Origin of the sequence: Siccirubricoccus phaeus (genome assembly GCF_008360935.1) — a bacterium.
GTDB classification, from domain to species: domain Bacteria; phylum Pseudomonadota; class Alphaproteobacteria; order Acetobacterales; family Acetobacteraceae; genus Siccirubricoccus; species Siccirubricoccus phaeus.
The window spans coordinates 99,356-124,338 of sequence record NZ_SRXO01000015.1 but is presented as its reverse complement, the minus strand read 5'-3'; the positions used below and the strand labels follow the sequence as shown (position 1 = coordinate 124,338).

Below are 24,983 nucleotides of genomic sequence, written 5' to 3'. Positions count from 1 at the left end.
CTCTCCAAGGTCAGAAGGTTTCGGCCAGCCGCCCGGCGGGCAGCGCGTCCTGCTCGGCGCGCAGCCGGTCGAGGGCGGGCCGGCCGAAGCGGCGGAACAGCAGCGGCGTCAGCACCGCATCCAGCAGCGTCGCGCTGACCAGGCCGCCGAAGATGGTCACCGCCACCGGGTGCAGAATCTCCCGCCCCGGCTCGCCGGCGCCGAACAGCAGCGGCACCAGCGCCAGCCCGGCGGAGAGCGCCGTCATCAGCACCGGCGCCACGCGCTCCTCGCTGCCGCGCAGGATCAGCCGCCGCCCCCAGCGCTCCCCCTCATGCAAGGCGAGGTTCAGGGTGTGGCTGACCTTCAGGATGCCGTTGCGCGCCGAAATCCCCGCCAGGGTGATGAAGCCCACCATGGAAGCCACGGAGAGCGGCAGCCCGGCGAGCCAGAGCGCGGCGACGCTGCCGATCAGCGCCAGCGGGATATTGCCCATGACCACCAGCGCCAGGGCGGTGGAGCGGTAGCGCTGGCGCAGCACGACGAAGATCAGCGCCAGCGAGGCCAGCGAGAGCAGGAAGATGCTCCGCGCCGCCTCCTCCTGCGCCCGGAAATTGCCTTCCAGCACCGCGCTGTAGCCGGTGGGCAGCGGCGTCTCGGCGATGACCCGGCGCAATTCGGTGGCGATGGCCGCCATGTCCCGCACGCCATCGCCATTGCCGGAGATGACGATGCGCCGCTGGCTGCCCTCCCGCAGCACCTGGTTCGGCCCGTCCACCTCCTCCACCGCGGCGATCAGGCGCAGCGGCACATGGCCCTGCGGCGTCGCCAGCAGCAGCTCGCCCAGCCCCTCCGTCGTCCGGTCGCGGTCGGCCAGCCGCACCACCACGTCGAAGCGCCGTACCCCGTCCAGGATCTGGCTCACCACCCGGCCGTTCGAAAGCCCCTCCAGCGCCGCGGTCAGCGCCGCCGGGGTCAGCCCGTACAGCGCCGCCTCGCCGTAATCCGGCACGACACGGAGCTGCGGGATGCGCACCTGGCGCTCCACCTGCAGATCCACCAGCCCGGCGATGCCCGCCATCCGTGCCCGCAGCGCCTCGGCAAGGCTGCCCAGCGTGTCGAGATCGGGGCCGAAGAGCTTCACCGAGACCTCCGCCCGCACGCCGGAGAGCATGTGGTCCAGGCGGTGCTGGATCGGCTGGCCGATATTGATGTTGGCCGGCAGCGGCGCCAGCCGGGCGCGGAGCTCGGCCAGCACCGCGGCACGGCCCCGCGCGGAGGGGCGGAGCGCCACGTCCAGCTCGTTCACATGCACGCCCTCGGCATGCTCGTCCAGCTCCGCCCGGCCGGTGCGGCGGCCGACCGAGACCACCTCCGGCACCTCGGCCACCAGCCGCTCGGCGATGGCGCCGAGCCGGGCACTCTCGGCCAGCGAGATGCCGGGCCGGAAGGCGAGGCTGACCAGCGCCGTGCCCTCGTTGAAGGCGGGCAGGAAGGCGCGCGGCAGCAGCGCCGCGCCCCAGGCCGCGGCGCCGAACAGCAGCGCGACGCCGGCAAAGACCAGCCCCGGCCGCGCCAGCGCCCGAATCAGCGCCGCGCGGTTCAGCCGCTTCGCCGCGCGCAGCACCGGGCCATCGGCATGTTGCGTCCGTGCCGGGCGATGGCCGAGCAGCCAATAGGCCAGCACCGGCGTGAGCATGACCGAGACGGCGAGGCTGGCGAGGATCGCGACGACATAGGCGAGGCCGAGCGGCGCGAAGAGCCGCCCCTCGATGCCGGGCAGGGCGAAGAGCGGCAGGAAGACCAGCACCACGATGGCGGTGGCATAGACGATGCCGGAGCGCACCTCCTGGCTCGCCGCCGCCACCACCTCCGCCACCGGGCGCGGGGCGGGGAGGGCGGCATTCTCCCGCAGGCGGCGGCGGATATTCTCCACATCCACCACGGCGTCGTCCACCAGCTCGCCGATGGCGATGGCGAGGCCGCCGAGCGTCATGGTGTTGATGGTCAGGCCGAAGGCGTGGAACACCACCACCGTCGCCAGCACGGAGACCGGGATGGCAAGGAGGGAAATGGCGGTCGCCCGGACATCCATCAGGAAGAGGATGAGGATGACGGCGACGACGGCGGCGGCCTCCAGCAGCACCCGCTCGACATTGCGGATGGAGGTGGCGATGAAATCGGCCTGGCGGAACTGGATCTGCGCGGCGCCGAGCCCGGGCGGCAGGCTGGGCTGCAGCTCCGCCAGGGCGGCTTCCACCGCCGCGGTGACGGCGATGGTGTCGGCGCCGGGCTGCTTCTGGACCGAGAAGATCACCGCCGGGTCGCCGCGGTAGCCGGCATCGCCGCGCCGCGGCCGGGCGGCGAATTCCACCGCCGCGACCTGCCGCAGCAGGATCGGTGCCGGGCTGCCCGGGCGCTGCGCCACCGGCGTGTCCGCCAGATCCTCCAGCCGCCGGGTCAGGCCGAGATTGCGGATGAGGTATTCCCGCCCGCGCTGGTCCACGAAGCCGCCGCCGGTATTGCTGCCGAAGCCCGCGACCGCCGCCTCCACCTGCGCCGCCGTAACGCCGAGGGCGAGCATGGCGGCCGGGTCCGGCGTGACGCGGTATTGCCGCACCTCGCCGCCGATCGGGATGATCTGGGCGACGCCCGGGATGGCGAGCAGGCGGGGGCGGATGGTGAAATCCACCGCCTCCCGCGCCGCCATGGGGGAGACGCCCTCCGGCCGCAGGGCGACCAGCATGATCTCCCCCATGATGGAGGTGACCGGGCCCATGACCGGCGCGACATTGGCCGGCAGCGCGGCCCGCGCCACCGCCAGCCGCTCGGCGACGAGCTGCCGCGCCCGGTACAGCTCCGCCGACCAGTCGAATTCGACATAGACGATGGAGAGCGAGACGGCGGAGACGGAGCGGACGCGGATGACGCCCGGCATGCCGTTCATCGCCGTCTCGATCGGAAAGCTGACGAGGCGCTCGACCTCCTCCGGGGCGAGGCCCTCCGCCTCGGTGAGCAGGGTGACGGTGGGACGGTTCAGGTCGGGGAAGACGTCCACCGGCACGCGCGGCAGGACCAGCGCGCCATAGCCGACGAGCACCAGGGCGGCGATGAGGACCAGCAGGCGGTTGCGCAGGCTGGCCGCGACGAGGAGCCGGAACATCGCCGCCTCAGCGCAGCTGGTTCAGCAGGCCGGCGCCCTCGACCACCACCCGCTCGCCGGGTTGCAGGCCGGCGGCGACCAGCACGCGGGTGGCGTCCAGCGGCTCCACCCGGATGGGGGCGGCGGTGAAGCTCTCCGGCGCGAGGTGGCGCCAGGCCACCTGCTCCCCGTTCGCGGCGCGCACCACCGCGGCGCGGGGCAGGATCAGGCCGCGCACCGGCTCGGCGATCTCCGCCGAGACGGTGACGGGCTGGCCCAGCGCCAGGCCGGGCGGCGGGTCCAGGATGCGGAATTGCGCCAGGGTCGCGCCCTGCTGCACGGCGCGGCCGAAGCCCTGCAGCGCCAGCCGCATCGGCGGGCCGCCGCGGGTGGCGGCGCTGGCCGCCCGGAAGGCCTGGGCCGCATCGGCGCCGAAGACCAGCGCCTCCACCCAGAGGCCGCCCGGGTCGACGATCTGGAACAGCACGTCCTGCGCCGCCACCACCTGGCCGGCGACGATCTGGGCGCTGGCGATGACGCCGTCGGCCGGGGCGCGGATCACCTCCGGCGCCACCCGGCTCTGCCCGAGCAGGGTGCGGCGGCGGCGCAGCCCCTCCAGCTCGATCTCGGTATCCGCCACCATCACCCGGGTGCCGGCGCCGGCGGCGGCCAGGTTGCGGGCGCGGGCCAGCCGGGCCTCGGCGGCGGCGATCTGCTGTTCCAGGTCGCCCGAGCGCTCGGCGATGGTGGTCTGGTCGGCGACCGGGATCGGCGGCTCGACGATGGCCAGCACCTCGCCGCGCCGCACCGCCTGGCCGAGGCGGGGCAGCCCGCCCTCCGGCGGCAGGATGCGGCCGCCGGCGATGCTCTGGGCCAGGCCGCCCCGGTTGGGGTCGGCCACCACCCGGCCGACCAGGGTGACGCTGCGTGGCGCCACCCCCTCCCGCAGGGTCACGGTGCGGATCTCCAGCAGGCGCTGGCTGACCTTGGGCAGGAAGACCGTGCCGTCCGGCAGGCGCGCCGGGGCGTCCACCGCGGCCGCGGGGGTCGCCGGCGCGTCATGGTCATGGCCGGGCCCGGCCTGCGCCGGCAGCGCGGGGGCGAGGAGGCCGATGGCCAGGGCCGCGAGGGCGGCCCGCCGCCGGCGCCACCGCGGGCGGGCCAGGGCGATGCCGGCCAGCAGGCCGCAGGCCGCCCCGCCGCCCGCCACCAGCCAGGGCCGATGGGCGAGCCATTCCCGCCCGGCCTGCCAGCGATCCTCGAAGGGGCCGAGATGCGGGTCGGGCGGCGGCAGGGCGGGCAGCGTGCCGGCCATCAGCTCATCCCCGGCCGGGCCGCCGGCGATGGCGAAGACCAGCTCGAGGGGTTGGCCGGTGACCGCCAGATCCGGGCTCTCCAGCCGGTAGGTGCCATCCGCCTCGGGCGCTGCCACCAGCGGCGCGGCCTCGCCGACCGTTACCTCGATCCTGGCGGCGGTGACGGGCGCATTGCCCTCGAACAGGTCCAGCCAGAGGCGCAGCCGGTCCGGCGCCTCCCGCACCGCGACCAGCTCATAGGCCTCGGTATGCAGGGCAAGGCGCGGGCGGGCCGGCGCCGCGGCTTCGGGGGCGTCGTCATCATGGCCCTCATGGGCGGCGGCGGCAAAGGCGAGCAGCAGCGCGGCGGCAAGGCCTGCGCGCAGGGCCTGGAAACGGGGCATGCGGGATCGTCCGGCGTAAGGGGGGCGGCATGGCGGTCAGGCCGCGCCCCTCCTCCCGGACGGGCGCGGTCAGGCGGCGCGCATGGGCCTGGGTGGCCGCGCCGGGCCTTCCGGCAGCGCCAGGTCGGCGGGGAGCACCGCGCGGGACGGGATGCCGCGTTCCGGCCGGAGGGCCGGCCCCTGCATCGCCGCCGGTTCGGGCAGCAGCCCCTGGGCGACGTGGCAGAGCGCGCAATGGGCCGCGGCCGGCAGCGCGCCGCCATCCTCGCCCCCGGGCTGCGCCTCCGCCGCTATGGGCGCGGCGCCGGCCAGCACCAATGTCCCGCCGCCGGCCGAGGCATGCGCATGATTGCCGAGGCCGAGCGCCAGCAGCACGGCCAGGAGGCCGATCAGGCGGGCGAGCGGGGAGGTGCCGAGCCGGGCGAGCATGCGGGGCGAAAGATGGCGGCCGCCATGCGGCGGGTCAACCGCCGGCGCTGCCGTGCCGGCGCGGCTGGCGGCGCGGCCCAGGGTCCTGCCCGCGAAGTTCGCTGGAATTTCAGCGAACGCAGCGGACAAGCAGGCCACTGAAAACAAGAGCCAGCGGCCCGAGAACGAAGTCCGCAGGACTGCGGGATCGGGACACTGGCTGCGCCGCCAGCCGCCTATCGTGCCGCCGGCGCCAGCAGCGCCGTCAGCGCGCCGACCGCCTCGAGCGTCTCCAGCCGCCGCGTCGCCTCCACCGCCGCCAGGGCCTGGGACCGCCCGATCACCGGCTCCGCCGCCAGCAGGAAGCGCCGCTCCAGCTCCGGCCAGGTCAGGGAACGGAGATCCGCCTGCTCCGCCCGGCGCGGCGCGCGGCCGCGGAGCCGCAGCTCGATCGCCGCGCTCTGGCGTGCCGGGAAGGCGGCGGTGAAGGCATCCTCCACCACCACCCTGCTGCGCGCGGCCAGGGCCACGGCCCGGGGATCGGGATGGTCCGACCAATTCCCGTCGCGGATGGCGCTGGCCGCCAGCACGGAGGCGACGCTGTATTGCAGGCTCATCCGCGCCGCCTGCTGGGTCGGGATCGGCCCGGGATTGTCGCAGCCCGGATAGGTCGCCGCCGCGTGGCAGACATGGATGGTGACGGCCTCGATATCCTCCAGCGCCGGCGGATCCTCCCGGCAGAGCTGCTCGGCGAGCTGCACGGGCGTCTGCACATAGACGCAGGCGGGGGCCGGCTTGTGCAGGATGGCGAGGATGGCGAAGCCCTCGCCCAGCCCGGCCGTCAGCCCCGCCGCCGCCTCGCGCCGGCCGAAGGCGGCGAGCAGGCCGGAGCGCCCCTCCAGCACGCTCGGCGCGGCGACGGCGCCGGCCCGGCCGAGCAGCGCGGCAGTGACGCCGTTGCGGGCGGCGAAGCCGGAATGGAAGGCGCCCTCATTGGTGCCGGCATGCGCCCATTCGTTCAGCCCCATGGAGGTCTGCGCCGCCAGGCTGCCGGCATTCACCGCCTGCGCCGGCGTCAGCCCCAGCGCCCGGGCGGCGCCGAACCCGGCGCCGGTCGGTCCGGCCAGGCTGGTGGGGCGGAAGGTCTCGGCCAAAGCGGGCGTCATCAGCGTCTCGCCCAGCCGGCACATCGCCTCATAGCCGGCGACCAGGGCGGCGATCAGGGTGAAGCCGTCGCTTCCCGCCTGTTCGGCCGCCGCCAGCACGGCGGGCACCACGACGGTGCCGGGATGGCTGGCCGGGGCGGGGTGGGTGTCCATCCGCCCGGTGGCCGCGGTGGCGACGCCGTTGACGAAGGCCGCATCGGCCGCGGCCGCGCGGTGCGGCGTGCCGAGGATGCGGCAGGCATGGCCCGGCGCGTCATGCGGCACGGCGGCCAGGGCGGCGCGGGCCCGGGGATGCGCGCCGAAGGTGACGGCGGCGGAGAGCGAATCCAGCAGGCAGGCCTTGGCCTTCTCCACCACCGCCGGCGGCAGGGTCGCCGGGGTCAGGCCGGCGGTGAAGGCGGCGAGCTGGCCCAGCGCGGTGGCGGCGGTGGCGGTGGCGGTCGCGTCGGGCATCGCATCCTCGCGGTCTGGCGGCGGGGCCGCCCGGTCCGGGGCGGATGGCCGGAAACTATCCCAATGGCCGGTCCCGAAGTCTGCGGATCGCGTTCTCGGGCCGCCGGCCGGCCTGTCCACTTGCCTGCCTGCCCGCTCCATTCGCTGGAACTCCAGCGAACTTCGCGGGCAGGAAAGCAGCCTTTGGCGGGCGCGGCCGGCCGCCCCCGCCAATGCGCCTCAGTCCAGCGTGACGCCGGAGGCCTGCACGAAGGGCCCCCAATAGGCGATCTGGGCGTCCCAGAAGCGGGTGAACTCCGCCGGGCTGGAGCCGACCGGGTCGATCCCCACCTGCACCAGCCGCGCCCGGCAGGCCGGATCGGCCAGCGCGGCCTGGGATTCCTTCCCCAGCCGCTCGACGATCGGGGCCGGCGTCGCGGCGGGGGCGAACAACCCGTGCCAGAGATAGGTCTCGTAATCCGGCAGGCCGGATTCCGCCAGGGTCGGCACCTCCGGCAGCAGCGGGGAGCGCTGCTTCGCCGTCACCGCCAGCGCCCGGATGCTGCCATCCCGGACCTGCTGCACCACGCCGGTCGGGATGTCGAAGGCGGTGTCGAGCTGGCCGGCAAGCAGATCATTCATCGCCAGGGCGGAGCCGCGATAGGGCACATGCGTCATCCGCACCCCCGCCATGCGGGCGAAGATCTCGCCCGAGAGGTGCAGGATGGTGCCGGTGCCGGAGGAGCCATAGCTGAGTTCGCCGGGCGATTTCTTCGCCAGCGCGACCAGCTCCTGCACATTCGTCGCCGGCAGGCCGGCGCGGGCGATCAGCACGTTGGCGGTCAGGCCGATCTGGCTGATCGCGACGAAATCCTTGCGCGCGTCATAGGGCAGCCGCTTGTAGAGGAAGCGGTTCAGCACCTGGGTGGAGATGGTGCTGACCAGCAGGGTGTAGCCATCCGCCGGGGCGCGGGCGACGATCTCCGCGCCGATATTGCCCCCGGCGCCGCCGCGATTCTCCACCACGATGGACTGGCCCAGCCGGGTGCCGAGGCAATCCGAGAAGATGCGGGTGATGATGTCCGCGCCGCCGCCGGCGGCGAAGGGCAGCACCACCCGGATCGGCCGGTCCGGATAGCCGGCCTGGGCCTGGGCCTCGCCTGGCCGGGGCGCGGCCAGGCCGAGCGCCGCCGCCAGGGCGAGGAGGGGAAGGCGGATGGACATGTGCGGGCGCCTCTTATGGTTATGGCTTCGGGGATTGGCGGGAGGCGGGCCGGGCGGCCGGCGCCAGGGGCAGCGGCGCGCCGCTGCACCTTGGCTGGGTGGGGCTCGATGGCGCCACAGCGATCCTCCCGGGGCCGTTATGGATGACCCACCTCTCCACCCTGAGTGCTGGACAGGCAACTGTCCAAACCGTAGAAAGCCATGAGTTTTTCTCATGCATCAGAGCCGTGTCGCGCTCCCTGCCCCCGCTCAATCCGCTGCATGTCTTCGACGTCGTCGCCCGGCTGGGTAATTTCACTCTGGCGGCGGAGGAGCTGAACGTCTCGCAATCCGCGGTCAGCCGGCAGATCGCGGTGCTGGAGGGGTATCTGCAGCGGCCGCTGTTTCACCGCGACCGGCGAGGGGCGACGCTGACGCCGGCCGGCGCCGCCTATCACCGGGAGATCGCCCCGGCCTTCAGCCGCATCGTCAACGCCACCCAGCGCATGCGGCAGGCGGCGAAGGCAGAGCCGCTGCATCTGCAGGTCTATCATACCTTCGCCGCGAAATGGCTGATCGGCCGGCTGCCGCGCTTCGAGAAGGACCATCCGGAGATCAATGTCCGCATCAGCACCGTCGCGGCGGTGGCGGATTTCAGCCGCGGCCACGTGGACATGGCGGTGCTGTTCGGCAATGGCGACTGGCCGGGCCTGGCGGCGCACCGGCTTTTCGCCGACGTGCTGCAGCCGGTGTGCAGCCCGCTGCTGCTGCGGGGGGAGCTGCCGCTGCGCGAGATCGACGATCTCCGGCGGCACCGGCTGCTGGTCTCCCGCCTGCGCCGCAGCGATTGGCGGGACTGGCTGGCGGCGGTGGGCCGCGCCGACATCCCGGTGACGGGGATGGAGTTCTCCAGCTCCGTGCTGACCTATCAGGCGGCGGTCACCGGGCTTGGGGTCGCGATGGGTCAGGTGCGGCTGCTGGAGGGGGATATCGAGGCCGGGCTGCTGGTGCCGCTGTTCGGCCGGACGCTGGAGCGGCGGCTGAGCTACTACGCGGTGTATCCAGAGGACCGGCCGCTGAATTACCGCGGGCGGGCCTTCCTGGCCTGGCTGGAACGGGAGGTGCGGCCTTACGCGGCGTGAGGGGCGGAGGCTTCGTCCCCGAACCCCCAGCAGGAGACGCTGCCTCCTGCACCTCCGCCGGGGCCAGGACCTGGCCCCGGACCCCGGTCTGAGTTTTCAGACCCGATGGTTGAACCTGCAGACTCGGGGCGGGGTCCGGGGGGAAGCTTTCCCCCCGGCGGGGGTCCAGGGGCAGCGCCCCTGGCCGGGGCATGGGGGCGGAGCCCCCATATCACCCCTCCCGCGGCGCCACGTCCAGCCGGGCGACGATCCCCTCCAGCTCCGCCCTTGGCGCCGGGTAGAGCCGCAGCACCTCCGGGTCGTGCCCCGGGATGATATGCGCGCGGGAGGGCGCCAGCCGCCGCAGCAGGTCGAAGCCCTCCAGCATCTCGCCGACATGGAAGGCGGTGGGGAAGGGCCGCATCGCGTCCAGGTTCTCGTAGAAATGCGCGACGTCGGAGGCCAGCACCACCCAGCCCCGCGCCGTGTGCACCCGCACGCATTGCAGCCCCGCCGAATGCCCGCCCGCCAGGTGCAGGCTGAGGCCCGGCGCCAGCGCCGCATCGCCGCGGTGGAACAGCACCCGCCCGGCATAGTTCAGCCGCACCATGCCGACCACATCCTCCACCTCGAAGGCGTGGTTCAGCTTCGGGTAGCGCATGTGCCGGCCGGTGGCGTAGTGCATCTCCGGCTCCTGCAGGTGGAATTGCGCCTGCGGGAAGCGGTCGAAATTGCCGACATGGTCGTAGTGCAGATGCGTCAGCACCACGTCCCGCACCTGCGCCGGATCCAGCCCGACGAGCCTCAGGGATTCGATCGGGCAGCGCAGGAAGTCCCGCTTGCGCCGCGCCGAGACCTCGGCGTTGAAGCCGGTGTCGATGACGAAGCTGCGTTCCGCGCCGATCGCCGCCCAGACGTAGTAGGCCATGGGCATCGGCCCGTCATGCGGGTCGCCACCGAGGAAATGGTCGCGGCGGTGGCCATCCCGCGCGGCGTAGCGGATGGCGTAGAGCTCGTAGCAGGGGAGGGGTTCGGCCATCTCAGCCCGCCTTCCTCTCGGCATCCAGCACGGCGCGGATGTCCTCCGCCGGGAGCTTGATCTCGATGCCCGCGCGCTCCTGCTGCAGCAGCATGGGCGTGCGGGAATCGCGGTCGCCCCAGCCGCGGCCGAGGGCTTCGGTCATCTCCTCCAGCGTCAGGCTGGCGAGGCGCATCGGCACCCCGACCTCCTTCCCCAGCGCGACGGCCAGGGCGACATCCTTGTGTGCCAGGCGCAGCGCGAAAGCGGGCGGGTCATAGCGGTGCTGCAGGAATTGCTCGCCCAGCGCCTCGAAGGTGCGGCGGCGGCCCATGGCGCCCTGGCGCAGCGCGGCCCAGAGGGTCAGCGGCTCGACGCCGGCCTTCACCCCCATGGCGAAGACCTCCGCCATGACGAGGTTGAAGGCGTAGCTGGAGAGGTTGTGCGCCAGCTTCGCCACGGTGGCGGAACCGAAGGGGCCGATCAGCCGCACCTGGTCGCCGATGGCGCGCAGCACGGCCTGGTGGCGGGCGAAGACCGCTGCCTCCCCGCCCACCCAGATGGCGAGGCGGCCGGAGGCGGCACCCTTCGGCCCGCCGCTGACCGGCGCATCGAGCAGATGCCCGCCGCGCGCGGCGAAGGCGGCCTGCAGCTTGCGCAGCGTCGCCGGGGCGTTGGTCGAAAGGTCGAACCAGGCCAGATCCGGCGCGGCGCCGGCGATGATGCCCTCGGCACCGAAGGCGACGCTTTCCACCTCCGGCGGACCGGGCAGCGAGGTGAAGAGGATATCGACCGAGGCCGCCACCTCCCGCGCCGTTTCCGCCCAGGTGGCGCCGCCGGCGAGGAAGGGCGCTGCCGCCGCGCGCCTGGCGTCATGCACCACCAGCGCATGGCCGGCCTTCTGCAGATTGGCGGCCATGCCGGCCCCCATGGTGCCGAGGCCGATGAAGCCAAGGCGCACCGCGCCGCCCGTCGCCATCGCCGCGCCTCAGCCCTGCGTCTCGAGCACGTCGAGCGCGGTGTGCGAGGCCGACATGGCCGCCGGCCAGCCGGCATAGAGGGCGAGATGGGTGATGGCCTCGCTCAGCTCCTCCTTGGTCACGCCATTGGCGAGGCCGCGCTGCACATGCGCCTTGAGCTGGTCCTGCCAGCCCAGCGCGATGAGCGCGGCGATGGTGACGAGGCTGCGGTCGCGCTTGGAGAGGCCGGGCCGCTCCCAGACATCGCCATAGAGGACGAGGCTGGTCATCTCGACGAGCTTCGGCACGAAGGGGGTGATGCGGTCGCGCCGGGCGGAGGGGGGTGCGGACATGGCCGGTTCCTGTCGTTGCGGGCCGGCCTTGTCCTGGCCGGCGGCGCGATCCTTGGGGCCCGCCCGGGCGGCCGGCAATTTCCAAGGAGGCAGGACGGCATGAGCTATTGTCATGCCTTGGCGGGGCGGCTCCCGTTCGGGTTGGCATGACAAAAGCTCATGCCTCGTTGCCGGATGGGAAGTTGCCGCCCCCCGCCCGCGCCCGCAGAAGGGCAGCCTGGTGTCCCGATTCCGAAGTTCTGCGGACGTCGTTCTCGGGCCACCAGCTTTTGCTTTCAGTGGCCTGCTTGTCCGCTGGAAGGGAGCCCGGCCTTCCCGCCGACCGGCACCGGTCTGCGGGAAGGCTGCGCTCCGGCGATCAACCTGCCCCGCGACACCGCCAGGAGAACAGCCATGGAATTCAGCCTCAGCGAGGAGCAGCGGATCTTCGCCGACTCGGTGCGCCGCTTCGCCGAGGCGAACCTGGCGAAGGATGCGCTGGCCCGGGCGCATGACCCGCATTTCCCCTTCGACGTCGCGCAGCTCGCGGCGCAGCAGGGGCTGCTCGGCATCACCATTCCGGAGAAGGATGGCGGCCAGGGCGGCACGCTGATGGACGCGGTGCTGGCGATCGAGCAGGTGGCGGCGGTCTGCCCGCGCAGCGCCGACGTGATCCAGGCCGGCAATTTCGGCCCCATCCGTACCTTCGCCGAATATGCCACGCCGGCGCAGAAGGAACGCTGGCTGCCGGATCTGCTGGCCGGGCGCAACGCCATCTCCCTCGGCATGACCGAGCCCGAGGCGGGCTCCGCCGCCACCGACCTCCGCACCACCGCGCGCCTCGATGGCGAGCACTACGTCGTCAACGGCTCCAAGGTGTTCGGCACGCATAGCGCGGAGGCGACGCTCTACCTGGTCTATTGCCGCTTCGGACCGGGGATCGACGGCATCGGCTCCATCCTCATCGAGCGCGGCACGCCGGGCTTCACCATCGGCCAGCCCTCCACCTTCCTGAATGGCGAGGAATGGAGCGCGCTGTATTTCGAGGATTGCCGCGTGCCGAAGGCGAACCTCCTGCTCGGCCCCGGCGGCTTCAAGAAGCAGATGGCGGCCTTCAATGCGGAGCGCATCGGCAACACCTCGCGCTCGCTCGCCGTCGGCCGCTATGCGTATGAGCGGGCGAAGGAGCATGTGGCGGTGCGCAAGCAGTTCGGCCGCACGCTGAACGAGTTCCAGGGCATCCAGTGGAAATTCGCCGAGATGGCGCTGAAGCTGGAGGCGGCGCAGCTCCTGCTCTACCGCGCGGCGAGCAATGCGGATCGCGGCCTGCCCTCGGCCTATGAGACGGCGATCGCCAAGCTCGCCTGCAACCAGGCGGGGTTCGAGGTGGCGAACGAGGCCATCCAGGTGATGGGCGGCATGGGCTTCAGCCAGGAGGCGCTGGTGGAGTACTGCATGCGGCGCTGCCGCGGCTGGATGATCGCCGGCGGCTCCATCGAGATCCTGAAGAACCGCATCGCCGAGGAGGTGTTCGGCCGCCGCTTCAGCCAGCGCCCGCCGCGCCCGGCCAAGGCGGAGTAGCAGCGATGCGGGCCGCCCCCGCGGCGCTGCTGGCGCCGCGCGGCGTCGCGATCATCGGCGCTTCGGACGCTGCGACGAGGACCGCCGCCCGCAGGCGCGGGCTTGGACGCTGGCGGCACGGCCACGCCATTTCGGAGCGATGTCGAACTATACGGGTCGCCGGTGCGGCGGGCCGCTGCGGCTGCCGGCCTTCCCCCTCCGCCGCCCCGCCGGGCGGTGCCGCCGCCCCCTTCCCAGGCCCCCGGGGCCGGCGCATGATCCCCGGGCGGTCGCCCGACCGCCCAAGCGGAGAGGGAGAAGCCCATGCCGGAGCTGCGCAACAGCACCTACCGCCATCTGGAGGTGAGCCCCATCGCCGGCACGATCGGCGCCGAGATCGCCGGGGTGGACCTGGCGCAGGACCTGCCCGAGGAGGTGATGGGCGAGATCCGCCAGGCGCTGCTGGACAATCTGGTGATCTTCTTCCGCGACCAGAAGCTGGAGCCGGACCGCCAGCTCGCCTTCGCCCGGCGCTGGGGGGAGATTCACCTGCACCCCTTCATGCAGGGCATGGAGAAATATCCGGAGGTGCTGGAGATCCGGAAAACGCCGGCGGATAAGGTGAATTTCGGCGGCGAGTGGCACTCCGACCAGGCCTTCGCCCCGAAGCCCGCCATGGGCACCATCCTCTACGGCGTGGAGATCCCCTCTGCCGGCGGTGACACCCTCTTCACCAACCTCTACCGCGCCTATGAGGCGCTGTCGCCCAGCATGCAGCGCATGCTGGAGAAGGTGAAGGGCGTCTATCGCGGCAACAACCTCAGCGGCCATGACGGCCAGAGCCGCGAGAAATTCTACGCCGGCCGCCTGGCGATGAAGACGCGCGATCCCGGCGACGTGCAGACCACCTCCACCCATCCGCTGGTGCGGACGCATCCGGAGACCGGGCGCAAGGCGCTGTTCGTCGGCGGGCATCTCCACAAATTCGAGGACATGTCGGAGGCGGAGAGCCGTCCGCTGATCGACTTCCTGATGCGGCATGCGACGCGGCCGGAATTCACCTGCCGCTTCCGCTGGAACAGCGGCTCGCTGGCCTTCTGGGACAATCGCTGCACCATGCATTTCGCGATCAACGACTATCCGGCCGAGACCCGTATCATGCACCGCGTGACGGTGTGCGGCGACACGCCCTACTGATATTCCCCACGACGTCGCTGCGCGACGCCGCGGGGACCCCAGGGTCGCTGCACTGGCAGCGTCTCGCCCAGCCCGCAGCGGCGAAGCCGCGGCAGGACGACGGGCGGCGGGGTTGGGGCATCCGCAGCGACGCCGGCAAGGCGGTGGCGGGAAGGGGCTGATCGGCAAGGGGGAGGGGAGGGATGCAGCCAGCGGGGCTCGGCATCAGGATCGGCACGCCGATGCGCCGGGTGGAGGATGGCCGCTTCCTGCGCGGCGCCGGCCGCTTCGTGGACGACCATCCGGCCTTCGGCGCGGCGCATCTGGTGGTGCTGCGCTCGCCCCATGCCGCGGCGCGGATCACGGCGCTGGAGGCCGATGCGGCGCGCGCCATGCCCGGCGTGCGGCTGGTGCTGACCGCCGCCGGGATCGGCGAGCTTGGCGTGCTGCGCTGCGTCACCCCGCGGCACCGCCGGGACGGGCGGCCCATCGCCCAGACCCCCTGGCGTATGCTGGCGAGCGATGCGGTGCGCTATGTCGGCGATGCCGTCGCCGCCGTGGTGGCGGAGAGCCGCGCCGCCGCGCTGGATGCGGCGGAGGCGATCGCCGTGGCGTACGAACCGCTGCCGGCGGTGACGGATATCGCCGCGGCGGTGCAGCCGGGCGCGCCGGCGGTCTGGCCGGAATTCGCGCCGGACAATGAGAGCTTCCTCTTCCGCCTCGGCGATACCGCCGCGGTGGAGGCCGGCTTCGCCCGCGCCGCGCATGTGGTGCGCCACGAATTCCGCATCACCCGGGTTTCCGCCAACCCCATGGAGCCGCGCAACGCGCTGGCGACCTACGACCCGATCGAGGAGCGCTACACCCTCGTCACCGGCACGCAGCTTCCGCATGTGATGCGGAACGAGATCGCCGAATTCGCCCTCGGCGTCCCGAGCAACCGGCTGCGCATCATCTCCCCCGATGTCGGCGGCGGCTTCGGCATGAAGGAGAGTCCTTTCCAGGAATACGTCCTCTGCCTGCATGCGGCGAAGCTGCTCGGCCGGCCGGTGCGCTGGACGGCGACGCGCACCGAAAGCTTCCTGAGCGACAGCCATGCGCGGGACAATGTCTCCACCGCCGAGCTGGCGCTGGATGCGGAAGGACGGTTCCTCGCCTTCCGCGTCAGCACGCTGTGCAATCTCGGCGCCTATCTCGCCTGGCAGGGGCCGGTCTCCTCCACCAACAATGTCGGCGGGCTGGCGGGCGTCTATCGCACGCCTGCCATCTGCACCGAGGTGCGCGGCATCTTCACCCATACCCAGCCCACCGCGCCCTATCGCGGCGCCGGCAGGCCGGAGGCGATCTTCGCCATCGAGCGCTGCATCGACCTGGCGGCCGATTCCATGGGCATCGACCGCGTCGAGCTGCGCCGCCGCAACATGATCCCGCCCGAGGCCATGCCCTTCCGCACTGGCCTCGACTACACCTACGACAGCGGCGATTTCCCGAAGAACCAGGCGCTGGCGCTGGAAGCCGCCGACTGGGCCGGCTTTCCGGCGCGGCGGGCGGAAGCGGCTTCGCGCGGCAGGCTGCGCGGCATCGGCCTCGCCAACGCCGTCGAAAGCGCCGGCGGGCCGCATCGCGGACCGATGGAGGAGGCGGCCGAGATCCGCTTCGATTCCGGCGGCAGCGCCACCCTGCTGATGGGCAGCCACAACCACGGCCAGGGGCATGAGACGGTGTTCCGCCAGATCGCTGCGGAGAAGCTCGGCATTCCGCCGGAGCGGCTGCGCGTGGTCTGCGGCGATACCGACCTCGTCACCCATGGCCGCGGCACCATCGGCTCCCGCTCCATGATGGCGGCCGGCGGCGCGCTGGTGGGCGCGGCGGCGAAGATCGTCGAGCGCGGCAAGCGCATCGCCGCGCATCTGCTGGAAGCGGATGAGGTGGACATCGAATTCGACGCCTCGGCAGAGCAGGGGGGCGTCTTCCGCGTCGCCGGCACCGACCGCGGCCTCGGCATCGAGGCGCTGGCGAAGCAGAGCTACGTGCCGGGCGCCCTGCCGATGGGCGAGGAACTCGGCCTCGCCGCCACCCTCGTCACCCGCCCGGGCGACGCCACCTTCCCCAATGGCTGCCATGTCTGCGAGGTGGAGGTGGACCCGGAAACGGGCGAGACCACGCTGCTGCGCTACGTGGTGGCGGACGATGTCGGCACGGTGATCAACCCGCTGCTGGTGAAGGGGCAGATCCATGGCGGCATCGCCCAGGGCTTCGGCCAGGTCTTCGGCGAGGCGATCCGCTACGATCCGGACGGCCAGATCCTGACGGCGAGCTTCCAGGACTACCCGATGCCGCGGGCGGATGACCTCTGCGCCATGGAGGTCATCAGCAACCCGGTGCCCACGGCCACCAACCCGCTCGGCGTGAAAGGGGCAGGGGAGGCCGGGACGGTCGGCGCCCTGCCGGCGCTGCTGAGCGCGGTGGTGGATGCGCTGCACCCGCTCGGGGTGCGGGATATCGAGATGCCGGCGACGCCGGAGCGGGTGTGGCGGGCGATCCAGGCGGCGCAGGGATAGCCGGCCGCGGCGGGGCGGGCCTTGGGGCTGGCCCTTGCCGGCGGCGGCCCGGCACACCCCCTGGCCGCGGCGCGGGGCCTGCCATACTCTCCGCCGCATCGCATAGGGAGGATATAGCTCCGTGGCCAAGCATCCCGAAACCCAGGTGCCGGCGATCCATCACCGCAAGGTCGGCGACATCACCGTCACCAGCGTCAGCGACGGCTTCCTCGACGGTTCCATGGCCGTCATCCAGAACATCGCGCCGGAGGAGGCGGTGCGCATCCTGCAGGAGGCGCATCGGCCGGTGCCGCGGCGCACCGCGGTGAACACCTTCCTCATCCGCAGCGGGGACCGCGCGGCGCTGGTGGACACGGGATGTGGCACGGCGATGTCGCCCACCGGCGGCAAGCTCTTCGCCAACCTCGCCGCCGCCGGCGTGGCGCCGGAAGAGATCGACACGGTGCTGCTGACGCATATGCACCCGGACCACTCCAACGGCCTCAGCAAGGACGGCAAGCGTCTCTTCCCGAATGCCGAGCTGGTGATGCATGCGCAGGAGCTGGCGCATTGGCACGACGACGTGCAGATGGCCAAGGCGGATGAGGTGGGGCGGCAGCGGAATTTCCAGGCCTCGCGCGACCAGGTGGCGCCCTATGCCGGCCGCACCCGCACCTTCACCGGCGGCGAGGTCTTTCCCGGCGTCACCGCCATGCCGCTGCCGGGCCATACGCCGGGGCATACGGGCTATGTCATCGCCTCCGGCAACCAGCAGCTTTTCATCTGGGGCGACATCATCCATCTGCCGGAAATCCAGATCCAGCACCCCGAGGTCACCATGGCCTTCGATGTGGATCCGGTGCAGGCCGTGGCGACCCGCGCCCGCATTTTCGACATGGTGGCGACGGATGGGCTGGCGGTGGCGGGCATGCATATGCATTTCCCCGGCCTGCTGCACCTGGCGAAGCGCCCGGGCGGCTACACCCTGATCCATGACGGCTGGTATCCCGCCATGTGATTTCCCCACGACACCGCTTCGCGGCGTCGCGGGGACCCCGATCCCCGTTCGGTCGATGCTTCGCACAGCCTGCCGCGGCAAAGCCGCGGCAGGGCAACGGGCAGCGCCAGCGACGACATCCGGCGCAACGGCCGATTGGCCCGCGCGCTCATCCGTGACAGTCTCCGCGGTCCCGAGACCCGAGGAGGAGAACGCGGATGATCGCGCCAGGCCGGCCCAAGCCGAAACCCACGCCGGAGACCAAGCATTTCTGGGACGGCGCGAAGGAGGGCAAGCTGCTCCTCCAGCGCTGCGGCGATACGGGCAAGGCCTATTTCCCGCCGCGCCCGTTCAGCCCCTATACCGGCACGCGCAATGTGGAGATCTTCCAGGCCTCCGGCCGCGCCACGCTGCACAGCTACGTCATCCACCACCGGCCCGTGCCGGGCTTCACCCCGCCCTACGCCATCGCGGTGGTGGAGCTGGAGGAAGGTCCGCGCCTGATGACCAATATCGTGGAATGCGAGCAGACGCCGGAAGCGCTGGTGCTCGACATGCCCTTGGAAGTGGTGTTCGAGGCGATGGATGAGGAGATCAGCCTGCCCTTCTTCCGCCCCGTGAAGGAGGGCAAGTGATGCTCAGCCGCGGAGAGATCGCCATCGTCGGCGCCGCCGAATCCACCCGGATCGGCGCGGTGCCAGAGATGTCCCAGATCATGCTGCATGCCGATGCGGCGCTGAACGCCATGGCGGAGACCGGCCTCAAGCCCGCCGATATCGACGGCGTCGCCTGCGTCGGCCCGATGATGCCGCAGCAGATCGCGCATTACCTCGGCATCACGCCGAAATGGGTGGATGGCACCGGCGTCGGCGGCTGTTCCTTCATGCTGCATGTCCGCCACGCGGCGGCGGCCATCCATGCCGGCTATGCCAACACCATCCTCATCACCCATGGGGAAAGTGGCAAGTCGCGCATCAACGCCACGCCGCGGCCGCCGGAGCCGGAAAGCCTGAACGGGCAATTCGAGGCGCCCTTCGGCCCCTTCGGCCCGCCGACGCTCTTCCCCATCCCCGTGCTGCGCTACATGAAGACCTATGGCGTGACGCATGAGGACCTGGCGATGGTCTCCGTCGTCACCCGCGAATGGGCGGGGAAGAATCCGCGCGCCATGTTCCGCGACCCCATCACGGTCGATGACGTGCTGAACAGCCGGATGATCGCCTACCCCTTCCGCATCCTGCAATGCTGCCTGGTGACGGATGGCGGCGGCGCGCTGATCCTGACGAAGAGCGACCGGGCGAAGGATTTCCCGACCAAGCCCGTCTACATCCTCGGCACCGGCGAATCGGTGGAGACCACCATGGTCTCGCAGATGAAGGATTTCACGTCGTCCTCCGCCTTCCGGGTGGCAGGCCCGACTGCCATTGAAGCCGCGGGCATCGACCGCAAGGATGTGGATCACCTGATGATCTACGACGCCTTCGCCCACCTGCCGATGTACGGGCTGGAGGACCTCGGCTTCGTCAGGCGCGGCGAGGCAAAGGACTTCATCCGCGAGGGCCATACCCGCCCGGGCGGCAAGCTGCCGCTCAACACCAATGGCGGCGGGCTGTCCTACACCCATACCGGCATGTACGGCATGTTCGCCTTGCAGGAGAGCGTGCGGCAGATGCGCGGCACCGCGCCCGCGCAGGTGCCGGGGGCGAAGATCAGCGTCTGCCATGGCGTCGGCGGCATGTTCAGCGCCTCCGGCACCGTCGTCTTCTCCAACGAGCGGCCCTGACCCATTCCCCCACGACGTCGCTGCGCGCCGTCGTGGGGGCCCGGGAGGCGCCGAGTGATCGGCGCTTCGCACAGCCTGCCGCGGCAAAGCCGCGGCAGGACAACGCGCAGCGCAGGCTTGGTCGGGGCGCTGGCCGCCAGACAGCGGTGCGGGCTTCAGGGCTGCGCCGGCCGCACGCTGCGCCCTCGGCAGCCCGGCGCCCGCCGCTGCCCATCCACGACAGCCGCCGCAATCCGCAGACGGCGCCGCCACCCGCCGCAGCAGCCGCACAACCGAATGCCGACCGCCGCTATGCAACCGGCCGCCGAAGCCATCCAACGCGCTGAAAAACAAGGGGAACCGGGGGCGATGGTGGGCGCAACAGGGATTGAACCTGTGACCCCCACCGTGTCAAGGTGGTGCTCTCCCGCTGAGCTATGCGCCCATCGCCCGGGGCCGGCTGTGTAGCCTGGGACGGCGACGGGAGCAAGCCCGGAGCCGCCACCGTGCGTCACCATGGATGACAGCGGCTCGGAGCTGTGGCTTCATCGCATGGCCTATGGACCTGCCCCCCGACTTTGCCCCCACCCTGGCCGCGGTCGCCGACCCGCCACCCTATCTGCTGACCAGGCCGGCGCGGCAGACCGTGCCGCTGGTCTTCGCCTCGCCGCATTCCGGCCGGCTCTACCCGCCGGAATTCGTCGCCGCCGCCAGGCTGGACCCGGTGGCGCTGCGGAAAAGCGAGGACGGCTTCGTCGATGAGCTCTTCGCCGCCGCCCCGGACTCCGGCGCGCCGCTGCTGGCCGCCACCTTTCCCCGTGTCTTCTGCGACGTGAACCGCGAGCCCTGGGAGCTGGACCCCAATATGTTCGACGGGCCGCTGCCGGCCTGGGTGAACACTGCGAGCCCCCGGGTCGGCGCCGGGCTCGGCACCATCGCCCGGGTGGTGGCGACGGGGGAGCCGGTCTATCGCCACAAGCTGACCTTCGCCGAGGCGGAGGACCGCATCCGCCGCTACTGGCAGCCCTATCACGCGGCGCTGGCGGCGCTGATCGCCGAGACCCGCGCGGAATTCGGCTACTGCCTGCTGATCGACTGCCATTCCATGCCGACCCACCCGGCCCAGGCCGCCAGCCCGCCCGATTTCGTGCTGGGCGACGCGCATGGCACGGCCTGCGCCCCGCGCGCTACCAGGCTGGCGGAGGAGGCGCTGCTGCAGATGGGCTACCGGGTCCGCCGCAACGACCCCTATGCCGGCGGCTATGTCACCCGGCATTACGGCCGGCCGCGCGAACGGGTGCATGCGCTGCAGATCGAGGTGGCGCGGCCGCTCTATATGGATGAGCTGCGGATCGAGCGGCTGCCCGGCATGGCGCGGCTGGTGTCCGATCTCACCAGGCTGATTCGCCAATTGGCCGAGGCCGACTGGACGATCCTGCGCTGAGCCTTCGGGGGCATCGGGGCAAAAAAAGAAGGCGGTGCCTTGCGGCACCGCCGAGTTTAGGGAGGAAACGTCCAAGAAAGGCAGACAACCCGGCAAGGCCGTGTTGCTGCGCTGCACAATCTAGGGGCCCCGCCCTGGGCCGGCAAGGGGTTTTTTGCACCGCAGCATAGCCTCGCACCGCGGATGGCAGATTTCCGGATTTTGCCGATTGAATTCAAAGGCTTATCCGAAATTCACAAGATGCTACGGAAAGCTGCAGGCCGGAAATGCCGCCCCGTTGGCGCCGGCCCGTAGCGCAGCGGGGCCGTGCCGTTGGCGGTCAGGCGCCGCCTTCCTCTGTCGCAACCCGGGCATGGCGGCGTGGCGGGTCCCACAGCCCCAGGCGCAGGCCCCGAGAGGGTAGCGCCGCCCGGCAGGGCGCCTGCCGCGGGTGCCGAAAGAGCCGCAGAAAGAAAAGAGCAACCTCCCGCCTGGAAAACATCCCTGCCCTTTGGCCCCGCGGGAACGATCCTGATATGAAAGCCGCGTCCGCCCGGCTTTTCCGCCACGGACCCGGCCCCGGCCGCCGCGGCGTGAATGCGCCGCCGCCGGCCGCCGGCCGCCGGCGCGCGGCGTGCGGCGCGGCGCAGAGGGAAGGACAAGCGTCCGGAGCGATGGCGCGGCACCCTGGCCCTGACGGCCGGGCACCGCCGCGGCCAGGCTTTCGGACGGCGAATTACCCCGACCGGCAAGGCGGCCGGCCCGGGGGCGATCGACCGGGGGCGTGCGGGCGGTATGTATGGTTCTCTGGCCCTGCTGGGGCAGGCGGTTGTCTATCTGGTCGCCATGGCGGCGGTCTTCCGCATCCGCCATCTCGTCGGCATCGGCGTCTTCTACTGCATCCTCGGCGCGATGCATTTCCTCGAGACCTACCTCGCCGCGGTCTTCTTCATCGAGCTGCCCTTCGGGCTGATCTCCCCCGGCTCCACGGTGATGTTCACCGGCAAGCTGGCCTTCTTCCTCCTGCTCTACATCAAGGAGGATGCGGAGAGCATGCGCCAGCCGGTCTACGGCCTGCTCTGCGGCAATGTGCTGATGGTTGCCCTGGCGCTGATCCTCCGCTTCTACAGCGACCCCGTGGCCCTGCCGGGCTACAACCCGGATCTGCGCTTCGTCGACCAGATGGGGCTGCTGATGCTGTGGGGCACCTTCCTGCTCTACATCGACCTGATCGCCCTGGTGATCCTCTACGAAAGGCTCGGCGTCTGGGTGACGCGGACGCTGCTCGGGCGGATCTGCCTCAGCTTGGCGCTGGTGCTGAGCTTCGACCAGCTCTTCTTCTTCCTCGGGCTGCACCTGGTCTCCGGCGTGCCGATGTCGGCGCTCTGGGGCGGCTGGATCGCCAAGATGGGCGCCTCCGCCTTCTTCGGCCTGGCGCTCGGCCTCTATCTCCGCTTCTGCGAGCGCAGCGAGCCGCGCGAGCCGCCCTCCGGCGTGGCCGATGTCTTCCACCGCCTGACCTACCGCCAGCGCTACGAGGCGCTGGCGGCGGAATTCGGCAAGGACGCGCTGACCGGCGTGCGGGACCGCCGGCAATTCGAAGGGACGGGCCTCGCCATGCTGCAGGCCGCGCGGTCCCTGGGCCGGCCGGTCAGCCTGATGATGGTCGATATCGACCATTTCAAGGCGATCAACGACCAGCACGGCCATCCGAAGGGCGACCGGGTGATCCAGGCGGTGGCCGGGGTCATCGACCGCTCCCGCCGCGCGGGCGATGAGGTCTTCCGCTATGGCGGGGAGGAATTCGCGCTGCTGTGCGGGGAGTCGCAGCAGGGGGCGCTGATGCTGGCCGAGCGCATCCGTAGCGCGGTGGCGGCGGGGGTGTATGAGGGGCTGGAGCAGGTGGTGACGGTCAGCATCGGCCTCGCCACCTTCCCGGATGATGCGGGGGATTTCCAGGCGCTGCTGAACCACGCGGATGCGGCGCTCTATGCCGCCAAGGCGCGGGGGCGGAACCAGATCCTCTGCGCGGCGGAGGTGGCGTCGGCGGCGGGGTGAGGATGGGAGCTTCGCGCGTTGGGGGCGTTGCCCGTTGGCGGCAGCGCCGCCGACCCGGGCAGCGGGCGCTGCCCGCCGCACCCCTGCCGGGCGGGGTTGCCGGCAGTGCCGGCAACGCTCCCCTGGATCTCGCCCTGAGGCGCTAGAGCGTGATCGGTTGAGGTCGAATCGACCGAAACCGTGAATCACGCGACCGAACAACGAACTAGAGCGGGGCGGGTGAGCGCAGCTCAACCGATCCCGCTCTAGGCTCGACCGCCGAGGCTGGCGTTCAGACCGGGATTCGCAAGGTGGTCGACCGCCCGGCGGGGGTTGGACGCGCTGCGCCCAACGGGCAAAGCCCCCCATCCTTCACCCGCCGAATTCCGCCCGGATGGCGGCGGAATGCTGCCCGAGGGCCGGCACCGGCCCCAGGCGCCGCGGCCCGTCCGAGAGCCTGGCCGGCGGCGCGCCGATGGCGATCGGGCCCTTCTCCGTCTCCACCGTCACCCGGCGCAACGCCGGATGGGTACGCAACCCCTCGCAATCATTGACGAAGCCATAGGCGGTATTGGCCCGGCGCAGCTTGGCCGCGCATTCCTCGCGGTTCAGGCTGGCGAACATCCGCGCGATATGCGCGTCCACCATCGGCCGGTTCGCCACGCGTTCATTGTTCACCCGGAAGCCCTCCCGCTGCGGCAGGTCGGGCTCGTCCAGGAAATGCGCGCAGAAGCTGGCCCATTCCCGCTCGTTCTGGATGGCGATGAGGACGGGGTAGCCGTCCTTCGTCTCGAAGGCGCCATAGGGGCAGATGGAGGGATGCGCCAGGCCGATACGCGGCGGGTTCTTGCCGGTGCCTTCGTATTGCAGCAGCGGCACCGTCATCCAGTCAGCCATCCCGTCGAAGAGCGAGACGGCGAGGCCCTTGCCGCGGCCGGTGATGCCGCGCTCGATCAGCGCTTCCAGCACGGCCTGGTAGCTGTACATGCCGCAGGCGATGTCGCAGCAGGAAACGCCGACCCGCCCCGGCCCCTCGGCGCGGCCCGTCACATAGGCCAGGCCGGTTTCAGCCTGCACCAGCAGGTCATAGGCCTTCATCGCGGCATAATCGCCCTCATCGCCATAGCCGGAGATGTCCAGGGTGATGAGGCGGGGATGCTGCTCCCGCAGCGCGGCGCTGCCGAAGCCGGCGCGGCCCATGGCGCCGGGGGCGAGGTTCTGGATGAAGACATCCGCGCGGGCGATGAGGCGGGCGAGGAGGGCCTTGTCCTCCGGGTTCTTGATGTCGAGGCAGAGGCTTTCCTTGCCGCGGTTCAGCCAGACGAAATAGCTGGACTGGCCCTTGGCCACCGCGTCATAGGCACGGGCGAAATCCCCCTCTGGCCGCTCGATCTTGATGACGCGGGCGCCGGCATCGGCGAGGCGGGAGGCGCAATAGGGTGCGGCGACAGCCTGCTCCATCGAGACGACGAGAAGGCCTTTCAGGGGTTGGCTGCCGGTCATGGCGAAATCCTCCGTTGGGGCGCTGGCCGATGGGCCGCGAGCCAGGCGCGCATCTGCCGGATCAGCTCATCGATCGGCTGCGACGCGACATCTTCCTCGGAATGGCCGGTGTCGAGAAGCCGGGCGGGCGGTGAAGCAGTCCACAGGATGGCGGCCCCCCCATCCCCGCGCTACTCGATCCCCGGATAGAGGGTGCAGATCCGCCTGATATCCCGCCAGGCCTCGGTATTCCCCGCCGCCTTGGCGCCATGGCGCAGCAGGCAGCCGGCCGCGGCCTCGGTCATGGCCGCCGGGCCGCCGGCGGCGCTGGCCCGGGTGGCGGCGGCCCGGGTGGCGACCGGGGCCGCCTGGGCCGGCGGCTCCGCCTGGTCCGGCAGGCGGATGCCGCGATTGGCGGGCTCCGCCTGCTCCGGCACGCGCAGGCCGCGATTCGGCGCCTCCGACGTCTGCGCCCCGGCCGGCAGCCCCAGCAGCGGCGGGGAGACGAGGATGGCGGCGAGGATCAGGCGGGCAGGCAGGCGCATCG

At 71.7% G+C, this 24,983-nt stretch carries 19 protein-coding genes and 1 tRNA gene; 9 read left to right on the top strand and 11 right to left on the bottom strand.

Annotated elements, in window-relative coordinates; translation table 11 throughout:
- Window positions 1-10: 10 nt before the first annotated feature.
- The 5 genes from E5N76_RS20050 to E5N76_RS20030 all read right to left on the bottom strand — a co-directional run bounded on the left by E5N76_RS20050 (window position 11) and on the right by E5N76_RS20030 (window position 8,050).
- Window positions 11-3,142, bottom strand: coding sequence for an efflux RND transporter permease subunit (locus E5N76_RS20050; protein ID WP_149539094.1), 3,132 nt, complete (start codon window positions 3,140-3,142; stop codon window positions 11-13).
- A 7-nt stretch (window positions 3,143-3,149) separates the two neighbouring features.
- Entirely contained in the window at window positions 3,150-4,820 is a 1,671-nt protein-coding gene (locus tag E5N76_RS20045; RefSeq protein ID WP_149539093.1) for an efflux RND transporter periplasmic adaptor subunit, read from the bottom strand.
- A 69-nt stretch (window positions 4,821-4,889) separates the two neighbouring features.
- Entirely contained in the window at window positions 4,890-5,249 is a 360-nt protein-coding gene (locus E5N76_RS20040) for a hypothetical protein (protein WP_149539092.1), read from the bottom strand.
- A 215-nt stretch (window positions 5,250-5,464) separates the two neighbouring features.
- Complete coding sequence (locus tag E5N76_RS20035) at window positions 5,465-6,847, bottom strand: MmgE/PrpD family protein (protein ID WP_187830290.1); 1,383 nt, start codon at window positions 6,845-6,847, stop codon at window positions 5,465-5,467.
- 219 nt (window positions 6,848-7,066) lie between these two features.
- Window positions 7,067-8,050, bottom strand: a complete 984-nt coding sequence (locus tag E5N76_RS20030; RefSeq protein WP_187830289.1) for a Bug family tripartite tricarboxylate transporter substrate binding protein — start codon at window positions 8,048-8,050, stop codon at window positions 7,067-7,069.
- Window positions 8,051-8,277: 227 nt separating this feature from the next.
- On the opposite strand from E5N76_RS20030, the gene E5N76_RS20025 reads away from it, so the two are divergent.
- Window positions 8,278-9,171: a LysR substrate-binding domain-containing protein gene (locus E5N76_RS20025; protein WP_187830288.1), complete on the top strand. Its 894-nt coding sequence runs from the start codon at window positions 8,278-8,280 to the stop codon at window positions 9,169-9,171.
- A 211-nt stretch (window positions 9,172-9,382) separates the two neighbouring features.
- On the opposite strand, the gene E5N76_RS20020 is transcribed toward E5N76_RS20025, so the two are convergent.
- The 3 genes from E5N76_RS20020 to E5N76_RS20010 are packed head-to-tail and all read right to left on the bottom strand — an operon-like array spanning window position 9,383 to window position 11,480.
- Window positions 9,383-10,189 (bottom strand): N-acyl homoserine lactonase family protein, encoded by an 807-nt coding sequence (locus E5N76_RS20020; protein ID WP_149539088.1) that lies wholly within the window; start codon window positions 10,187-10,189, stop codon window positions 9,383-9,385.
- Between the two features lies 1 nt (window position 10,190).
- Window positions 10,191-11,147 carry an NAD(P)-dependent oxidoreductase gene (locus E5N76_RS20015; protein ID WP_207792038.1) on the bottom strand — a complete coding sequence of 319 codons (957 nt, stop codon included), beginning with the start codon at window positions 11,145-11,147 and terminating at the stop codon, window positions 10,191-10,193.
- 9 nt (window positions 11,148-11,156) lie between these two features.
- Window positions 11,157-11,480 carry a carboxymuconolactone decarboxylase family protein gene (locus tag E5N76_RS20010; protein WP_149539087.1) on the bottom strand — a complete coding sequence of 108 codons (324 nt, stop codon included), beginning with the start codon at window positions 11,478-11,480 and terminating at the stop codon, window positions 11,157-11,159.
- 393 nt (window positions 11,481-11,873) lie between these two features.
- On the opposite strand from E5N76_RS20010, the gene E5N76_RS20005 reads away from it, so the two are divergent.
- The 6 genes from E5N76_RS20005 (at window position 11,874) to E5N76_RS19980 (ending at window position 19,515) form a co-directional block, all read left to right on the top strand.
- Window positions 11,874-13,040 (top strand): acyl-CoA dehydrogenase family protein, encoded by a 1,167-nt coding sequence (locus E5N76_RS20005; protein WP_149539086.1) that lies wholly within the window; start codon window positions 11,874-11,876, stop codon window positions 13,038-13,040.
- A gap of 303 nt (window positions 13,041-13,343) precedes the next feature.
- A complete protein-coding gene (locus E5N76_RS20000) occupies window positions 13,344-14,216 on the top strand; it encodes a TauD/TfdA dioxygenase family protein (protein ID WP_207792037.1) in 873 nt (290 codons plus the stop codon).
- A gap of 182 nt (window positions 14,217-14,398) precedes the next feature.
- On the top strand, window positions 14,399-16,756 hold the full coding sequence (locus E5N76_RS19995; RefSeq protein WP_149539085.1) for a xanthine dehydrogenase family protein molybdopterin-binding subunit: 2,358 nt from the start codon (window positions 14,399-14,401) through the stop codon (window positions 16,754-16,756).
- Between the two features lie 121 nt (window positions 16,757-16,877).
- The gene (locus E5N76_RS19990; RefSeq protein ID WP_207792036.1) at window positions 16,878-17,753 is read left to right on the top strand and encodes an MBL fold metallo-hydrolase; all 876 of its coding nucleotides are present in this window, start codon (window positions 16,878-16,880) and stop codon (window positions 17,751-17,753) included.
- 197 nt (window positions 17,754-17,950) lie between these two features.
- Window positions 17,951-18,367: a Zn-ribbon domain-containing OB-fold protein gene (locus tag E5N76_RS19985; RefSeq protein ID WP_149539084.1), complete on the top strand. Its 417-nt coding sequence runs from the start codon at window positions 17,951-17,953 to the stop codon at window positions 18,365-18,367.
- The gene (locus E5N76_RS19980) at window positions 18,367-19,515 is read left to right on the top strand and encodes a thiolase C-terminal domain-containing protein (protein ID WP_149539083.1); all 1,149 of its coding nucleotides are present in this window, start codon (window positions 18,367-18,369) and stop codon (window positions 19,513-19,515) included. The genes E5N76_RS19985 and E5N76_RS19980 overlap by 1 nt, the downstream gene beginning before the upstream one ends.
- Before the next feature lie 349 nt (window positions 19,516-19,864).
- On the opposite strand, the gene E5N76_RS19975 is transcribed toward E5N76_RS19980, so the two are convergent.
- Window positions 19,865-19,939, bottom strand: a tRNA-Val gene (locus E5N76_RS19975).
- Between the two features lie 114 nt (window positions 19,940-20,053).
- On the opposite strand from E5N76_RS19975, the gene E5N76_RS19970 reads away from it, so the two are divergent.
- Together E5N76_RS19970 and E5N76_RS19965 are read left to right on the top strand one after the other, a co-directional pair.
- Complete coding sequence (locus E5N76_RS19970) at window positions 20,054-20,938, top strand: N-formylglutamate amidohydrolase (RefSeq protein WP_149539082.1); 885 nt, start codon at window positions 20,054-20,056, stop codon at window positions 20,936-20,938.
- Between the two features lie 774 nt (window positions 20,939-21,712).
- The gene (locus tag E5N76_RS19965) at window positions 21,713-22,975 is read left to right on the top strand and encodes a GGDEF domain-containing protein (protein WP_149539081.1); all 1,263 of its coding nucleotides are present in this window, start codon (window positions 21,713-21,715) and stop codon (window positions 22,973-22,975) included.
- A 351-nt stretch (window positions 22,976-23,326) separates the two neighbouring features.
- Here E5N76_RS19965 and E5N76_RS19960 read toward each other — a convergent pair whose 3' ends face one another.
- Both E5N76_RS19960 and E5N76_RS19955 read right to left on the bottom strand, forming a co-directional pair.
- The gene (locus tag E5N76_RS19960; protein ID WP_149539080.1) at window positions 23,327-24,457 is read right to left on the bottom strand and encodes a CaiB/BaiF CoA transferase family protein; all 1,131 of its coding nucleotides are present in this window, start codon (window positions 24,455-24,457) and stop codon (window positions 23,327-23,329) included.
- Between the two features lie 170 nt (window positions 24,458-24,627).
- Window positions 24,628-24,981 (bottom strand): hypothetical protein, encoded by a 354-nt coding sequence (locus tag E5N76_RS19955; protein WP_149539079.1) that lies wholly within the window; start codon window positions 24,979-24,981, stop codon window positions 24,628-24,630.
- Window positions 24,982-24,983: the final 2 nt, after the last annotated feature.

What these genes read in the sequence shown, in the direction of transcription:
- E5N76_RS20050 (WP_149539094.1), bottom strand. Translation starts at nt 3,142, where the DNA reads ATGTTCCGGCTCCTCGTCGCGGCCAGCCTGCGCAACCGCCTGCTGGTC.
- E5N76_RS20005 (WP_149539086.1), top strand. Translation starts at nt 11,874, where the DNA reads ATGGAATTCAGCCTCAGCGAGGAGCAGCGGATCTTCGCCGACTCGGTG.
- E5N76_RS19960 (WP_149539080.1), bottom strand. Translation starts at nt 24,457, where the DNA reads ATGACCGGCAGCCAACCCCTGAAAGGCCTTCTCGTCGTCTCGATGGAG.
- E5N76_RS19970 (WP_149539082.1), top strand. Translation starts at nt 20,054, where the DNA reads ATGGACCTGCCCCCCGACTTTGCCCCCACCCTGGCCGCGGTCGCCGAC.
- E5N76_RS19965 (WP_149539081.1), top strand. Translation starts at nt 21,713, where the DNA reads ATGTATGGTTCTCTGGCCCTGCTGGGGCAGGCGGTTGTCTATCTGGTC.
- E5N76_RS20030 (WP_187830289.1), bottom strand. Translation starts at nt 8,050, where the DNA reads ATGTCCATCCGCCTTCCCCTCCTCGCCCTGGCGGCGGCGCTCGGCCTG.
- E5N76_RS19995 (WP_149539085.1), top strand. Translation starts at nt 14,399, where the DNA reads ATGCAGCCAGCGGGGCTCGGCATCAGGATCGGCACGCCGATGCGCCGG.
- E5N76_RS20000 (WP_207792037.1), top strand. Translation starts at nt 13,344, where the DNA reads ATGCCGGAGCTGCGCAACAGCACCTACCGCCATCTGGAGGTGAGCCCC.
- E5N76_RS20040 (WP_149539092.1), bottom strand. Translation starts at nt 5,249, where the DNA reads ATGCTCGCCCGGCTCGGCACCTCCCCGCTCGCCCGCCTGATCGGCCTC.
- E5N76_RS19980 (WP_149539083.1), top strand. Translation starts at nt 18,367, where the DNA reads ATGCTCAGCCGCGGAGAGATCGCCATCGTCGGCGCCGCCGAATCCACC.
- E5N76_RS20035 (WP_187830290.1), bottom strand. Translation starts at nt 6,847, where the DNA reads ATGCCCGACGCGACCGCCACCGCCACCGCCGCCACCGCGCTGGGCCAG.
- E5N76_RS19985 (WP_149539084.1), top strand. Translation starts at nt 17,951, where the DNA reads ATGATCGCGCCAGGCCGGCCCAAGCCGAAACCCACGCCGGAGACCAAG.
- E5N76_RS19955 (WP_149539079.1), bottom strand. Translation starts at nt 24,981, where the DNA reads ATGCGCCTGCCTGCCCGCCTGATCCTCGCCGCCATCCTCGTCTCCCCG.
- E5N76_RS20010 (WP_149539087.1), bottom strand. Translation starts at nt 11,480, where the DNA reads ATGTCCGCACCCCCCTCCGCCCGGCGCGACCGCATCACCCCCTTCGTG.
- E5N76_RS20020 (WP_149539088.1), bottom strand. Translation starts at nt 10,189, where the DNA reads ATGGCCGAACCCCTCCCCTGCTACGAGCTCTACGCCATCCGCTACGCC.
- E5N76_RS20015 (WP_207792038.1), bottom strand. Translation starts at nt 11,147, where the DNA reads ATGGCGACGGGCGGCGCGGTGCGCCTTGGCTTCATCGGCCTCGGCACC.
- E5N76_RS20045 (WP_149539093.1), bottom strand. Translation starts at nt 4,820, where the DNA reads ATGCCCCGTTTCCAGGCCCTGCGCGCAGGCCTTGCCGCCGCGCTGCTG.